This window comes from Leptolyngbya sp. FACHB-321 (genome assembly GCF_014695975.1).
Classification (GTDB): domain Bacteria; phylum Cyanobacteriota; class Cyanobacteriia; order Leptolyngbyales; family Leptolyngbyaceae; genus Stenomitos.
The window spans coordinates 209,799-223,801 of sequence record NZ_JACJPI010000042.1 but is presented as its reverse complement, the minus strand read 5'-3'; the positions used below and the strand labels follow the sequence as shown (position 1 = coordinate 223,801).

Genomic DNA, 14,003 nt, shown 5'->3' with positions numbered 1-14,003 from the left:
ATGTCAGGTTCAGAGCGTGTACTGCTTCATCACATCTCTCTATGAAAATAGGAGAGAAAGCGTCTTTATGTCCTATTAGGTGCCTGAAGCACAAAGGCAGCAGCCACCCTGTAATCGATCGTGGCGTTGAGTAACTGAATATCCATACTTCCATTCATTATGACGTAGAAATGCTAATTTGGCGGATTAACCAATACCAAAAATCGGCGGCTCAGTCAACAGTGCTGGTAGCAGTTCCCATCATCAGTCAGCAGACAGATCCAATTCAGTTGCAGGCAGCAAAGGAACAGGTATGGGTAAGCTGAACAATCGGCAAGCATTTTGAGTTGTTTGCAGCGCCAAATCGCTTAGAGGCATCTGCCGTAACCGGGCAACCTGTTCCGCCACGAACCGGACATAGGCAGGCTCATTACGTTGACCCCGTTTTGGAACTGGAGCCAGAAAGGGGCAATCCGTTTCAATGAGCAGACGATCGCTAGGAACCATCTGAGCCGACTCATGGATTTGCGTTGCTTTAGGAAACGTCACTGTTCCACTGAAACTGACAAATAAACCTAGATCTAGAAACCACTGCGTTTCCTCAGGAGTGCCGCCCCAGCAGTGCATGACCCCCTTAACGGCACCGTGTTGCTGCCAGAATGTCCGGAGCATCGCTGCCATTGACTCCGCAGCCTCACGACAATGAATAATCACAGGACGATCAAGCTGCTGGGCAATTCGCAATTGCGCTTCAAAGGCTGCTTCCTGCTGCTCCCGATTGCTCGCCTTGAAAAAGTCCAAGCCTGTTTCACCGATCGCCACTACTCGCGTATCAGACTGAGCTAGCGTCAAAATCTCGTTGGCAGAGGTGTCCGTCCACTTTGTCTCAACATCCAGAGGATGCAATCCCACAGCAAAAAAAAGCTCTGGAAATCGATCCGCTAAAGATTTAATGACTGGAAACTCGTCGGGAGAGACACAAGAGTGAACAAGACGAGTAATACCAGAGTCACGCCACCTTACAGCGATTGTGTCCAGATCAGCCTGGAATGAATCAAAGTTAATATGGACATGAGTATCAATCAACTGCATGAAAACAAAGATTAAGGGCTAACGGTCAGAAGATGAGCAGTCTTGAGTCTGCAACCGTAGGATGGCACTAAACTTAGTCTTCAGGAAGCTGATCTAGGTGCTTCATGCTTTTTCAACGTACGAGCAATTAGGGACTTTTTCCGCGCACCTGTATTAGGGTGCAAAGCGCCTCGCTTAACGGCTTTATCAATTTTGCTATATGCAGCAGCCTGGGTCAGCTTAACAGCTTGCTCCAACTCAGGACTTGGGCTTGCCGCATAACTACTTACTGCTGCAAGGTATTTCTTTGTTAACGTCTTTACAGCGGACTTATAGCTCTTGTTGCGTAGACGATTGCGTTCGGCGATATCAACGCGCTTAATAGCAGACTTAATATTAGCCACAGTAAATCCCGGAGACCTTTCTATTGAACATTATTTGAGCAGACGCGCTATACGTCAGGTAAATAACTATAGCATCTCCTTCCAATGATAACGTGATCCCCAAAAAATCCAGGTTAAGCTAGAGTAGCGATTACAGATATCTCTGGTGCTCAGGGTTTCCAGGAGGCACCGCGACTCTGTTTTCACTGGGACAACTCCTAAGACTTGGCATTCCTACTCCATGCTGCGAATTATTACTCAGCGGGCTGATGCGCGAACTGAATTGCGACGGATCTGCGATCGTACTCACGATGAGCAGGTTGTCCATAAAGAAGCAACGGTACGGGAAGTGCTTCAGGCTGTAAAGCGTCAGGGAGACCGAGCCGTCCTGCACTACACCACCGAATTTGATCGGCTTACCCTTAAGCCGGAAGAGTTGCGCGTGAGCGGTTCTGAACTGGATGCTGCATACCAACAAGTATCGAAGGAACTGCTGAATGCGATTCGCCTTGCCTGTCGGCAAATTGAAGCCTTTCATCGTCAGCGCGTGCCAAAAAGCTGGGTGCAGTTTGCTGAAGATGAGGTTGTGCTGGGTAAACGCTACACGCCAGTTGATCGTGCAGGGCTATACGTTCCTGGTGGACAAGCGTCGTATCCCAGCACGGTGCTAATGAATGCTGTGCCTGCTAAAGTCGCGAATGTGCCCCGTATTGTCATGGTGACGCCTCCAGGTGCGGGGAAAACGATCCATCCAGCCGTGCTAGTAGCAGCTCAAGAAGCAGGGGTTGAAGAGATTTATCGAGTGGGTGGGGCACAGGCGATCGCAGCGCTTGCCTATGGCACCGAAACGATCCCTAAAGTTGATGTGATTACTGGACCCGGCAACATCTATGTCACGCTGGCAAAGAAACTGGTTTATGGCACGGTGGGTATTGATTCGCTAGCAGGTCCATCAGAAGTGCTGATCATTGCGGATAAAGTAGCGAATCCCGTCCACGTTGCTGCGGATATGCTGGCGCAAGCAGAGCACGATCAGATGGCAGCCGCAATTTTGCTGACTGATGACTCTGTGTTAGCACGCAAGGTAGTAGACGAAGTAGCACGACAGTTGATGGATCACCCCCGTCGTTTGCTGACGGAGAAAGCGATCGCGCACTATGGCTTGGTCGTAGTCGTCGAGTCATTGGACGATGCGGCTGACTTATCGAACGAATTTGCTCCTGAACATTTAGAACTCGAAATTGCTGATCCCTGGGGTTTACTGGACAAGATTCGCCACGCTGGAGCAATTTTCCTTGGCTGCTCTACGCCAGAAGCGGTGGGCGATTATTTAGCTGGTCCAAACCATACCTTGCCCACGTCTGGCTCTGCTCGCTATGCCTCGGCGCTCAGTGTGGAGACCTTCTTAAAGCACTCCAGCTTGGTGCAGTACTCCCAGACAGCGCTGCAAAAAGTAGCGGGCGCGATCGATGCGCTGACAATAGCAGAAGGTCTACACTCTCATGGCGAATCAGTTCGCTTACGTGTACGCGGTAACCCTAGCCCAGAGCCGTAACAGGGCAGGGGCAACCCGGAAGAGTACTGCATACCAGATAGCTAGAAACTGCGCGAGCCTTTATAGCCTGATGCCGTTGCAAGCTCGTCAAGCGATTGAGTGCCCATGTAGGTTTTGCCCCTAATTTTCCAAGTAGGATAGCCCTCAATTTTTTCTGCTTCGCAAAGGTTAGGGCGTGAGTTTTTCCCATCATTAACGCACTCGATATAAGGAAGCTGGGCGACAGCTTTCTGCCCAAACAATTGCAGTTGCTCATGACAGTGAGGGCACCAATAGGCTCCATACATCTTTGCTCCTACACGTTTGAGGTGCTTTGCTAGTGCGATCGCCGCAGTACTAGACGTTGTAGTGATAGGCGGAAGAGTGCTAACCGGAGCAGCTGTAGATTCAGATTGAGCCACTGTGATTGGAGCGACGGTCGGTTGAGCGATCGTTGTCCCTTCCTTAGAACCGAAGAATGAAGGAGCGATTGCATCCGAGCGTACAATGCCGACTGCAAGCGCCAAACCTGTACTGACTAACGCGCCTGCTAGAACCAAAGCGTGAAGTGTTTTCATTCGTTAATTTATTTGCTAGCAAGAAACCGTCGGAGTTGCAGCAGGCTTGCCGTCTGCGCCAAGTTTAGGGGCAATAGCGAAACACCTTCTAACCGAGACTGTACCCAACCATCACCCCAGTACCATTCGTGAAAACCATCAACACCCTGGCTCAAGAGTAGACGCAGGCTGTTTGGCTGTACTTGATCCACAGTCTGCTGAATGGCGATCGGACCTGCCCAACTAGTAAACGTCAACCCTGGCTGTAATTGTTCGGGTAAGCCCCGCTCAAGCCGCAGCGGTGATAGCCACTGTTGCAGCTTACCTGAGTCAGTTAAACTCTGCCGTAAATCTGCTTCTGAAGCAGCAATTTCAATGCGGAGACTACTTTGCTGAAAGATGCCAAGCATGACAATGATAGAGACAACTCCTTCAGTATGCCAAATGTAGGAGAAACGCCAAAAAGCCAAAAGTGGAAAGTGGTGGAGCGAGCCCTTAAATGAAACGTCTTTAACCTGTTTCCGTCCTTCTGACTGTTCTCCAACACTTTAGAATAGAAGGATAGGATGGTTAAGAAACGTAAGGAATTTTCATGGCTGATCAGCTAATTCGCGCTACCGCAGCTGAGGGAGGCATCCGGGCTGTGGGAGTGATCACAACCCGCTTGACCGAAGAAGCCAGACAGCGGCACAATCTTTCGTATGTTGCGACAGCAGCGTTGGGTCGGACAATGACAGCCGGACTACTGCTCGTATCCAGCATGAAGCGGGCTGAGTCAAGGATCAACATTCGCATACGGGGCAATGGTCCTCTGGGTGGCATCTTGATTGATGCCGGACTGGATGGGACAGTACGTGGCTATGTGGATAACCCCACGATCGAATTACCGCCGAGTGCTAAAGGCAAACTAGACGTAGGTGGTGCAGTTGGGCAAGATGGCTATGTATATGTGGTTCGAGATGTTGGCTATGGCTACCCCTACTCCAGCACGGTGGAACTGGTTTCAGGTGAAATCGGCGACGACTTGACGCATTACCTCGTCACTTCTGAGCAAACGCCTTCAGCGCTTGTTTTGGGCGTGTTTGTCGAAGCAAGTGGTGTGACGGCAGCAGGAGGCTTGCTGATTCAGGTCTTACCTAAAGCTGCCAGCGATGAAACGTTAGTTGAGCTATTAGAGTCGCGCCTTTCCTCCCTATCTGGCTTTACACCACTGTTGCAAGAGGGCAAAACACTGCCCGATATTTTTGAGCTGCTGCTAGGTGATTTGGGGCTAGAAATTTTGCCAGAAGTGCAGCTAGTACGGTTTCATTGCCGCTGTTCGTTCGATCGTGCCCTTCGTGCGCTCAAACTATTTAGTACGGCGGAGCTACAAGATATGATTGATCGCGATCATGGAGCCGAAGCAATCTGCGACTTTTGCGGTAACGTCTACCGAGCCACCAGTGAGGAACTTGCACAACTGATTAATGATTTGCAGGCAGAATCATCTCAAGGATAAGGTTAAAGCAAACCGCTGATCGTTTTAGACTAGCGAAGGATAGCACTGTTGGGACTACACATCTGGTTTCTCACCGCACTCCAGGCAATCTGATGTGCTTTTGACTCTTCGCCATACCATTGGATCGCTGAGTTAAACGCAACTCGGTAAAAGTTTTGTGCTGCTTCTGAGAGGCGGGTACGAATACTAACAGGCAAATCTTGATTGTTTAAGTAAGACATAGCAATCAACTCCTGCAATGGCAAATGGGATAATGACATAGTAAAACGCTGCAAAAAACTGCACACCCTCTTTAGGCTGAATTCCTTTGATCGAAGCTATTCAACCTACCGAACGTTAAGGAGACAACTTTGATTACCACAAGCTTGAATACAACCAAATCAGAAGAAATTTTTGCCGCTGCTCAAAAGCTGATGCCAGGAGGCGTTAGCTCGCCTGTCCGTGCATTCAAATCAGTCGGCGGGCAGCCGATTGTGTTCGACCATGTTAAAGGAGCCTATGCCTGGGATGTCGATGGCAACCGCTACATTGACTACATCGGCACCTGGGGACCTGCTATCTGTGGTCATGCTCATCCCGACGTACTGAAAGCACTACATGAAGCGCTAGAAAAAGGTACTAGCTTTGGCGCACCCTCTAGCCTGGAGAATGTTCTGGCTGAAATGGTTATTGATGCGGTGCCCAGTATCGAAATGGTGCGCTTCGTCAATTCAGGTACAGAAGCGTGTATGTCGGTGCTGCGCCTGATGCGTGCCTTCACCGGGCGGGAAAAAATCATCAAATTTGAAGGCTGCTATCACGGGCACGCTGATATGTTTCTAGTGAAAGCTGGGTCGGGTGTAGCAACGCTAGGGTTGCCTGATTCCCCAGGAGTGCCAAAATCGACAACTGACAATACGCTGACGGCTCCATTCAACGATTTAGAAGCTGTGAAAGCGTTGTTTGAAGCTAATCCTGATGCGATCGCTGGCGTCATTTTGGAGCCGATCGTTGGTAACGCGGGTTTTATTCCACCTGATGCAGGCTTCTTGCCAGGGCTACAGGAACTAACCCGTGAATACGGCGCGCTGCTAGTCTTTGATGAAGTGATGACTGGCTTCCGCATTGCCTATGGTGGTGCCCAAGAGAAGTTTGGCATTACTCCTGACCTAACAACCCTCGGTAAGATCATTGGCGGTGGTTTGCCAGTGGGTGCGTATGGCGGACGACGCGACATTATGGCAATGGTTGCTCCAGCCGGTCCTATGTACCAGGCAGGTACCCTGTCTGGTAATCCTCTAGCGATGACAGCGGGTATTAAGACGCTGGAGCTACTGCGGCAACCAGGCACCTACGAGCAACTCGATCGCATCACGAAGCGCCTTGCAACCGGGCTGCTGCAAATTGCGAAAGAGACTGGGCACGCCTCCTGTGGCGGACAAATTAGCGGTATGTTTGGTTTCTTCTTCACTGCTGGACCTGTCCATAACTACGAGGATGCCAAACTGTCCGACCTGAGCAAATTTAGCCGTTTCCATCGCGGAATGTTGGAGCACGGCGTTTATCTAGCTCCTTCGCAGTTTGAGGCTGGTTTTACCTCGCTGGCTCATACAGATGAGGATATTGACCATACCCTCGAAGCCGCTCGGACTGTACTGTCAAGCCTGTAGAGTTCTAGCTTCAATTAGTACGAAAGGGTCGATCGACCGTCTGGTAAGCCATAACTTTATGTGAGCGAATAGCCCTTCTCTCGCACACATAAAGTTATGGCAAAGAAAATGCATTGAGCTAGCCGTAGCAATGCAGTCACAGCGAGTCATTCTACTGCGGCTGCTTTACTGGAGCCAGTACCCAAAGCGAGTCCAATCGTTGTGCGTCGGCAGTTGCAGAGTTTGACGTGCTAACACTGCGAACGGTGCCTGCTATCCGTTGAAATTCCTGTACAAACAGCGAATCACTGGTAGATACAGGGGGCAAGATTAGGTTGTAAAGGAAAGAAAGCGTTGCGCCCATATTGACGTAGAAGTAGCCATCGTTAGGGATAGGAAAACTAGCGGTGGCAGTTTGAAAGGTGTGGTTCAAGTGCAGGGGCAAATAAGGTTTGGGGTTGAGTGCAGCCATTGGTGTCACCCCTGTTGTAATGACGAGTGTGTTGGCATCAACCCAGCCATGTGAAAGAAAGCTCAGCGTTTTGCCCCTATCCTTGGCTTCCCAACTAACGATCGACTGCCCTTTCAGTCGTTTGGGCACAATTGCCACTTCACCCTTCGCCTCTTTTTTAACAAACTGATCCAGCTTTTTGAGGGCAAGTTCCGCAGCAGCGCGATCGCTGGTTTGAATTATCAAACCCACCCCCAAGTCAAGCTTGGAGTTAATGGAGTTAAAAAGACCACCCCTGGCTGGAAAGAGGAAAAACGCATACTCACCGTCCATCCAAGGAAATACGTCTTTTTCAGGATCTAGCCCCACAGCACGCAGTGATTCGCGAAAGCCTGTCAGGGCAAGCTGAGTATTTGGATCTTTCTGGGACTCTTTGAGCGAGGTTTGCCACTGCTCCTTAAAGTTGCGACTGCTAGCAGAGAGGAAGGTCGCAGCAGGTAGACGAGTCACCATTTGGTTTGCATCGGACGTTGCCCGTGTTGCCAGATCGGGTCGCGGTGTTGTGTAGTAGATATTGACCTGACTGTGAATGCCCTCTGGTTGTAGCCAGATATGGCTATCAGCCGTGCTATAAAGCTTCGTCAGGGCAGAAAGTTGGCTTTCATACAGAGTTGGTAAGCCTAAGCCAAACGTTGATGCTGGCGAGGCTTTGACGATCGCTAAGATAAACTTACTAATTGCTGCAACATTGCCGTAGCTAGTCAGGAGCGATCGTTCTGCATGAGGATGTTGCAACGTGCGTCGAAACAAAGGGTTCTGCGTCAGTGGTTCTTTTTCAGCACGGGCATCAATCAAGTCTTCTAGAGTCTGCGCCTGTACAGCCACAGCAACATTGCCTGGTAGTAAAGCGATCGCCATACCTTTTGGCTTTAACAACTCTGACGCATCAAAATCTGATGGTTTATCTGGTTTTGGTGTCTCGTCCGGGTCTGTTGACTCGTCTGAGCTTGACGGCTCCTCTGGTTCTGAAGCAGGTGGTATTGTCTCTAGCTGCGCCACTAGCTGCTTCACGGGCTGCCCTAGCAAGGCACGAGTCGGCTGGACAAACCCACGCCACGGAATGCTACGTTGAGTTGTTGCATCTGGTTCTTCTGTAGCAGGGGAGGTTTCCTCAGCCGATGCAGACCATTGCAGCAGCGTGACCCCTTTATATTCCCGCTCAATGTCTGGGTTGCCTCGTGTTGCTTTGAGCTTACTGAGAAAACGATCGAAGCGATCGCGATCTTTGATGGGTGCCACTAACACTGCACTTGCGTCCAGGGTTTGTAGGACTGTACCTGCGATCGATCCTGCTGTTGGCACTAACGCCACTGCTACTTGGTCGCCAAGCCAGGGCTGAATATCCTGAGTAAAGTTGATCGCGCCGGGTAAAAACGGCACGCTGAAAGGAATGCGAAGCGATTCTGGTAAGGGATTGAAGCGATCGAGCGCTGCCCATGCAGTTGGTTTAGCATTTACTAGCACTATGCCTGGAGTATTGGCTGGCAGCACAGTAGTGACGGTAGGTGGCGATAGTTGCGGCACAGGAGCAGCATGAGCAACGGCATAACCAGGTAGCAAGGCTATGACCGTCAAGAACGACACAGAAACATGACGCAACACCACTTTTTCCTCCAACCGTAAACTCACTATATAGGCCCTAGGCAGCGGGCTTGAAAGACTAAATGCCGCGCAGAAACCAACTATTTCAAGATAGTGACTAATGCCAGGATGCTTACTGAAGTAGAAAGCAGGCGTTCTCATCTTCCGTCGGAAATCAGCCTTATAGCCGGGCTTTCAGGCAACCCTAGCCTATTTTGCTACGATCGCCAAGATTTGTGACCCGTAATTTTACCCTTCAGCCAACTTCGCTTCCAACTAAAGGAAGTCTAAAAAATAGACGCAGCCTTGCCCTACACAATCACGCTAAAACTAGAGCGTATCTTCTTACTGGATACTCTTAGTAGCTACTGGTAAGCCATCTAAAAAGCTGACTCTAACTGTCACGAGTGCCAGCCTTACTTGAAGGAGCAGTGCCATACGTAGCCCAATCATGTTTGTTCAGGAACAAAAACAGCTTGAATACTTGCCGCCACCAGTCCTTAAGCATTGGAAGCGAGAAGCATAAAGCTGCTAAATGATGGGGATAACAGTCTTGGACAAGCACTTGTCACAGAGGCAACTGTAGCACAAAGCTATTGAAACTAAATGGCAATAGCTTTTGCCGTCCTACTTCTAGAAGGAATCGTCCCAAGCTACTTTAACGCTGAAAAGCAGGTCTTCAAGGCTGAGAGTTTCACTCAACATCTAAATTTACACTTATTTGCAGCTTGCTATTGCTATATAGTCGCAATAGTCATGATAGGATGTGCCCAGTTTCTTATTGAGACTTTAATGCAATAAGTTTGTGGCAGCTGTCTGTTTGAAGCTAGCAGCCGGAAGAAGTTGTTAGCTGTCAACTGGCAAAACGAACTCAGAACTTAAAACTTTCCTCACTCCTTACCCCTTACCACTTGGAGTTTTCATGTCCCTCTCCTTTGACGTCCTTTGGCTCAACGCTAGCCCTAGTTTGAAGCGTTTTGATCAACCGCTTTTACGTTACCTGTCAGAGCATCTTACAGTGGCACGATGGGAGTATAGCCAAGCGGACGATGAAGCCAGCTCACTGGAGACAGCCGTTGAGTTACTACATGACTTTCTGCAATGCCGTCAGCATCCTGTTCATCTAGCAGGTCATGGTCTGAGTGGAGTCTTAGGTTTGACTTATGCCCGTCTGTATCCAGAGCAAGTACAATCGCTGACGCTCCTGTCAGTAGCGGCACAGCCTGGTATTACATGGCAAGCGCACTATTATGTACAGCGCCAACTCATTGCATGTAGTCGTCAGCAGCTTTTGGCGTGCGTTATTCGTAGTCTGTTTGGGCAACAACTTCCCTATGGCATCAAAGCGTTAGTTACGTCTCTAGAGCGCGATTTAGAAGAGGCGCCTTCACCACATTCCCTGTTTAGGCTGGCTCACTTACCAAGAGGTGGCGTCACAATGCCCTTAATGGTGTGCGGCAGCAAGACCGATCCGGTCGTCCATCCGCCAGCGCTGCAAGAATGGCTAGAGTGCTTTAAGTCAGACGATGCACTCTGGCAGTGTCCCGATGGTCGTCACTTTTTTCACTACTTCTATCCAGAAGCAGTGGGAGAACAACTTTTGCAGTTTTGGCGTTGTTTAGAGGAGCAACACTCCGTGCGATCGCTACCACTTTTATCTAACTATTGCCCTGCCAAACCTGATTGATGATGAAGGGATAATCTCTTTGTATAATTTGATATAGTGCGTTCAACTATTGGCTCAACGGTAGGCGATCGCAAAGGCAAAAAGGGAAGCGTTGCACAGTGGCACAGCACCATCGCTTTTCAGACCTATCGGCTTGTGAGTCAGGCAAGACGGATGCTCTGAGATGTCGCTAACAGTGAAGCGTGTGCAACGCTAGTGAGAAGGGAGTTTGGACTCATACCAACGATGATACTGTTGAAATCCATAAACAGAAATCACACTATTCCTCTAGAATCATAGATTCTGGTTTATGGAAGAGCCTTGAGGAACCCTGCTTGAAGAATGCAACGCTCCATCAGTTGAAAGTGTTTGAGGCAGTTGCGCGCCACAACAGCTTTACTCGCGCTGCGGAAGAACTCTTTCTGACGCAACCAACCGTGTCGATGCAGGTGAAACAACTGTCAAAATCAGTTGGTTTGCCGTTATTTGAGCAGGTCGGCAAACGGCTCTATCTCACTAGTGCTGGCAAGGAGCTGTACACAACTTGCCGAGAACTCTTTGATCGCTTGTTGCAGTTTGAGATTGCGATCGCTGATCTCAAAGGGCTCAAACAAGGCGCATTGCGGTTGGCAGTGGTGACGACTGCAAAGTACGTCATTCCCCGCTTGCTAGGACCCTTTTGTCAACGCTATCCGGGTATTGATGTTTCATTAACGGTGAATAACCATGCGTGGGTGTTAGAAAGTCTGGCAGACAATCGCAATGATCTGTACATTCTGAGCCAGCTACCTGAAGACATTGATGTAAAAGTGCATCCCTTTCTCGAAAACCCTTTGGTAGTGCTGGCTCAACGTCATCATCCCCTGGCGCAGGAGCGCAATATTCCCCTTAAACGGTTGGCAGAAGAACCGTTCATTATGCGGGAGCCTGGTTCGGGAACGCGCAAAGCGGTGCAAAAGCGGTTTGATGAGCAGGGTTTAGAGCTTAAGGTAAAACTAGATTTGGGCAGTAACGAAGCAATTAAGCAGGCAATCGCTGGTGGGCTGGGCATTTCGGTACTGTCGTTGCATACGCTGGCGCTGGAAGGACCTAATAGTCAGTTAACCATTCTGGATGTAGACGGCTTTCCGATCGAACACTATTGGTATGTCATTTATCCCTCTGGTAAGCAGCTATCCGTGATTGCTCGCACCTTCTTCGACTATCTGTTGAATGAAGGCAAAAATGTTGCTGAAGCCACCGCTTTTCAGGGAGTGTTTAGCAAGGGGCGGAAACCAGAAGGATAAGGGCTAAAGGCTAAAGTATAAAAAAAACGTCTCTTTTAGCCTTCATCCCTCATCCCTTTTAGCCTTCATCCCTTAGCCTTATTCTGGCAGTTTGTATTGCGCTACAATGCGCTTCGCATACTCTGGCACATGAGCCTCCAACTTTTCGGGGTAGTGGCGCTTGACGTAGAGGTAATTGCGGGTGAAGTGAGAGTCGATCGAAAAACGGGCGTACTCTAACCCTTTAGGACCAATCTTTTCAATGACAACACCCATAAGCTTTGCTGCCCACATCGGCAAAGTTACGCCCTTATCATAGGCAGGAATGCTTTGCTGCACAGCACTATGACGATCGCCTTGCGACATCACAGGCTGAGTTTCGATCTGATCCTGCACGAGATCGAGCATTTCTTGACCGCGATCGTTGCGCACCACAATCCACTGCCAGCCAAAGGGTGCACCCATGTAACCCACTACCAGATCAGCCAGGGAGTTAACGTAGTCAAAACAGCTCATGCACGAGGGCGCAAATACATCTTTGAGCTGGTTTGTTTTTAAGCCAAAGAAGGGCACCGTTTCGCTAGAACCGTCTTCGTGCTTGAAGTGAACGCGGAAGTCTTGCATAAATTCGTAATGCACGACGGTAGAGGGCGATCGGCTGGTAGTATCAAGAAATTTCTGTAAGCCAGCGCGGGTCACGTTATCCACGCAGGGCGTTCCCAGGACGTAGAGTTTTTCTAAGCCCAACTGTTTCTCTACTGCCCGAAGCGCCTGAATCTGACAACCAACACCAATGACCAACAGCCGCTTCATGCCCGACTGTTCAATTTCTTCTAGCACTGATAGGTTCGGCGACAGCGTCGGCTTATTTACTTTTGCTGCCAAGATCTCATCTGGTGTGCGAGCTAGCACAGGTTTGGGCTGAAAGCGATCGTCGTCTGTGTTCTGCACGCAAACAACGCCTTCAACCATGCCACGAGTCAGCATTTCAATGGCGATCGTGCTAACAATGCCTGTCCACTGTGCGCCCGGCAGTGGCTCCGTCTTGCGCGCTGCCATCATTGATTGACTAACCCCAAAGTACCACTCATCAGGGTTGTCTAAATTACGGCTGCGATCGTGAATGTCTGCTTCCAGTTCAGCAATCTGCTGATGTAGGAAGGCACACGCTTCTTTGACATAGTGAATGTAATAGGTGTCACACAGTCCGCATTCGCTGCACAACGCTTTGGCAGGGCGACGACTAGAAGGGTTGAGAGCTTTCGCCTTTTTATGAGAGGGCGCTACGGTCATGATGTGAGGCAAGTTGAAACACTATTGATCACGATAACCCAACGCTGACCCGTCTGACACAGTGTTACGCCCGTTACTTAACGTTGCCTTTTTACGGCTGCAAACGCAAGACGGCTGACAACAAAAGACTTGTCATAAACAACTCTATGGGCAATACAAACTACCTTCAGAGAGAGGTAACACCCCTCTAATCAAGGGCAAACTTTAAGCTAAAGCCTTTGCAGCGATCGAGCACTTGCAAAGATGGGCGATCGTCTGCTGTGCAATTGCGCTCTTCTAATCACTCATAACAGACGATGAAACGGTTGCTTATTAGCGCCCTTGGGCTTGTAGCGTTAACAACGTCAGGCTATGCCCTCTCCTTCTTAACGATCATGCCCAAAAGCGTAGTTGAGCAGGCAGTAAGCTGTCCTACAAATGCAAAACCAAAGGCAGAACGCTTCAAGGTTTTAAGTACGCAGCGATCGTCTCAAGGTGTGATTGTGCTTTACAGCGCTTTTTGCCCCACGAGCGATGGTGCACAGCAGGTGTTTGGGCACAAGGTTGTTAAACGAAACGGAATGATATGGCAAGTGAGCGGTAGCGGTAGCTATGGCGCAGAGAATGAGTCGGCACCATCAGCGCGACTGGTAGAGTATGGGATCAGTCATGCTTCAGCTCAACCCCCTACGAACACTGCTGCTAAAAACGATGAACCCTATACGCTCTTGTATGGTCGGGCGCTCAAGCCCCAGGTTGTTGCAGTTGAGGCGACCTTTAACAACGGAAAAACAATTCGTGATGTGAGCCACAACGGGGTCTTTGCTCTCTTTTCAGCTGGCGCAACTGGTGTTTGCGAGTTGCGTGTCTTAGGTGCTGACAACCAAATCTTACGACGCGAAGACTTTGTAGTACGAACGCCCTTCAGCCAGTACAGGCGATCGACTCAATGTTTGCCGTCACAACAGTTGTGATAGCCTAACTTTAACTTGCAGACTTTAACAAAAGCATTCAGCTAGTTAAAGAGCAACAAAACAAAAGCGGGAGCGATTATTCAA

At 49.5% G+C, this 14,003-nt stretch carries 13 protein-coding genes; 6 read left to right on the top strand and 7 right to left on the bottom strand.

Annotated features, from left to right (window positions below; translation table 11 throughout):
• Window positions 1–243: 243 nt before the first annotated feature.
• Together H6F76_RS06780 and rpsT are read right to left on the bottom strand one after the other, a co-directional pair.
• On the bottom strand, window positions 244–1,071 hold the full coding sequence (locus tag H6F76_RS06780; protein WP_190506935.1) for a TatD family hydrolase: 828 nt from the start codon (window positions 1,069–1,071) through the stop codon (window positions 244–246).
• 80 nt (window positions 1,072–1,151) lie between these two features.
• Window positions 1,152–1,454: a 30S ribosomal protein S20 gene (rpsT, locus tag H6F76_RS06775; RefSeq protein WP_190506934.1), complete on the bottom strand. Its 303-nt coding sequence runs from the start codon at window positions 1,452–1,454 to the stop codon at window positions 1,152–1,154.
• A gap of 220 nt (window positions 1,455–1,674) precedes the next feature.
• Here rpsT and hisD point away from each other — a divergent pair, with 220 nt between their 5' ends.
• The gene (hisD, locus tag H6F76_RS06770; RefSeq protein ID WP_190506933.1) at window positions 1,675–2,988 is read left to right on the top strand and encodes a histidinol dehydrogenase; all 1,314 of its coding nucleotides are present in this window, start codon (window positions 1,675–1,677) and stop codon (window positions 2,986–2,988) included.
• 41 nt (window positions 2,989–3,029) lie between these two features.
• Here hisD and H6F76_RS06765 read toward each other — a convergent pair whose 3' ends face one another.
• Together H6F76_RS06765 and H6F76_RS06760 are read right to left on the bottom strand one after the other, a co-directional pair.
• Window positions 3,030–3,545, bottom strand: coding sequence for a hypothetical protein (locus H6F76_RS06765; protein ID WP_190506932.1), 516 nt, complete (start codon window positions 3,543–3,545; stop codon window positions 3,030–3,032).
• 8 nt (window positions 3,546–3,553) lie between these two features.
• The gene (locus tag H6F76_RS06760; RefSeq protein WP_190507105.1) at window positions 3,554–3,934 is read right to left on the bottom strand and encodes a hypothetical protein; all 381 of its coding nucleotides are present in this window, start codon (window positions 3,932–3,934) and stop codon (window positions 3,554–3,556) included.
• A gap of 182 nt (window positions 3,935–4,116) precedes the next feature.
• Here H6F76_RS06760 and hslO point away from each other — a divergent pair, with 182 nt between their 5' ends.
• Complete coding sequence (hslO, locus tag H6F76_RS06755) at window positions 4,117–5,022, top strand: Hsp33 family molecular chaperone HslO (protein ID WP_190450406.1); 906 nt, start codon at window positions 4,117–4,119, stop codon at window positions 5,020–5,022.
• Between the two features lie 29 nt (window positions 5,023–5,051).
• On the opposite strand, the gene H6F76_RS06750 is transcribed toward hslO, so the two are convergent.
• Window positions 5,052–5,243 carry a ChaB family protein gene (locus tag H6F76_RS06750; RefSeq protein WP_190507103.1) on the bottom strand — a complete coding sequence of 64 codons (192 nt, stop codon included), beginning with the start codon at window positions 5,241–5,243 and terminating at the stop codon, window positions 5,052–5,054.
• Window positions 5,244–5,372: 129 nt separating this feature from the next.
• Between H6F76_RS06750 and hemL the strand changes: the two genes are divergently transcribed.
• Complete coding sequence (hemL, locus tag H6F76_RS06745) at window positions 5,373–6,671, top strand: glutamate-1-semialdehyde 2,1-aminomutase (protein ID WP_190450407.1); 1,299 nt, start codon at window positions 5,373–5,375, stop codon at window positions 6,669–6,671.
• A gap of 151 nt (window positions 6,672–6,822) precedes the next feature.
• Here hemL and H6F76_RS06740 read toward each other — a convergent pair whose 3' ends face one another.
• Entirely contained in the window at window positions 6,823–8,790 is a 1,968-nt protein-coding gene (locus tag H6F76_RS06740; protein WP_190506930.1) for a DUF3352 domain-containing protein, read from the bottom strand.
• A gap of 874 nt (window positions 8,791–9,664) precedes the next feature.
• On the opposite strand from H6F76_RS06740, the gene H6F76_RS06735 reads away from it, so the two are divergent.
• Together H6F76_RS06735 and H6F76_RS06730 are read left to right on the top strand one after the other, a co-directional pair.
• The gene (locus H6F76_RS06735; RefSeq protein WP_190450409.1) at window positions 9,665–10,429 is read left to right on the top strand and encodes an alpha/beta hydrolase; all 765 of its coding nucleotides are present in this window, start codon (window positions 9,665–9,667) and stop codon (window positions 10,427–10,429) included.
• 314 nt (window positions 10,430–10,743) lie between these two features.
• Entirely contained in the window at window positions 10,744–11,694 is a 951-nt protein-coding gene (locus H6F76_RS06730; RefSeq protein WP_190450410.1) for a LysR family transcriptional regulator, read from the top strand.
• Window positions 11,695–11,772: 78 nt separating this feature from the next.
• Here the strand turns inward: H6F76_RS06730 and H6F76_RS06725 are convergent, their stop codons facing one another.
• Window positions 11,773–12,966 carry a Coenzyme F420 hydrogenase/dehydrogenase, beta subunit C-terminal domain gene (locus H6F76_RS06725; protein WP_190506928.1) on the bottom strand — a complete coding sequence of 398 codons (1,194 nt, stop codon included), beginning with the start codon at window positions 12,964–12,966 and terminating at the stop codon, window positions 11,773–11,775.
• A gap of 296 nt (window positions 12,967–13,262) precedes the next feature.
• Between H6F76_RS06725 and H6F76_RS06720 the strand changes: the two genes are divergently transcribed.
• A complete protein-coding gene (locus H6F76_RS06720; protein WP_190506926.1) occupies window positions 13,263–13,919 on the top strand; it encodes a hypothetical protein in 657 nt (218 codons plus the stop codon).
• Window positions 13,920–14,003 lie beyond the last annotated feature (84 nt).

Bases quoted from the DNA above. Each gene is read 5' to 3' on its own strand.
- H6F76_RS06780 (WP_190506935.1), bottom strand. From the start codon at position 1,071: ATGCAGTTGATTGATACTCATGTCCATATTAACTTTGATTCATTCCAG.
- hisD (WP_190506933.1), top strand. From the start codon at position 1,675: ATGCTGCGAATTATTACTCAGCGGGCTGATGCGCGAACTGAATTGCGA.
- H6F76_RS06765 (WP_190506932.1), bottom strand. From the start codon at position 3,545: ATGAAAACACTTCACGCTTTGGTTCTAGCAGGCGCGTTAGTCAGTACA.
- H6F76_RS06760 (WP_190507105.1), bottom strand. From the start codon at position 3,934: ATGCTTGGCATCTTTCAGCAAAGTAGTCTCCGCATTGAAATTGCTGCT.
- hslO (WP_190450406.1), top strand. From the start codon at position 4,117: ATGGCTGATCAGCTAATTCGCGCTACCGCAGCTGAGGGAGGCATCCGG.
- H6F76_RS06750 (WP_190507103.1), bottom strand. From the start codon at position 5,243: ATGTCTTACTTAAACAATCAAGATTTGCCTGTTAGTATTCGTACCCGC.
- H6F76_RS06735 (WP_190450409.1), top strand. From the start codon at position 9,665: ATGTCCCTCTCCTTTGACGTCCTTTGGCTCAACGCTAGCCCTAGTTTG.
- H6F76_RS06725 (WP_190506928.1), bottom strand. From the start codon at position 12,966: ATGACCGTAGCGCCCTCTCATAAAAAGGCGAAAGCTCTCAACCCTTCT.
- H6F76_RS06720 (WP_190506926.1), top strand. From the start codon at position 13,263: ATGAAACGGTTGCTTATTAGCGCCCTTGGGCTTGTAGCGTTAACAACG.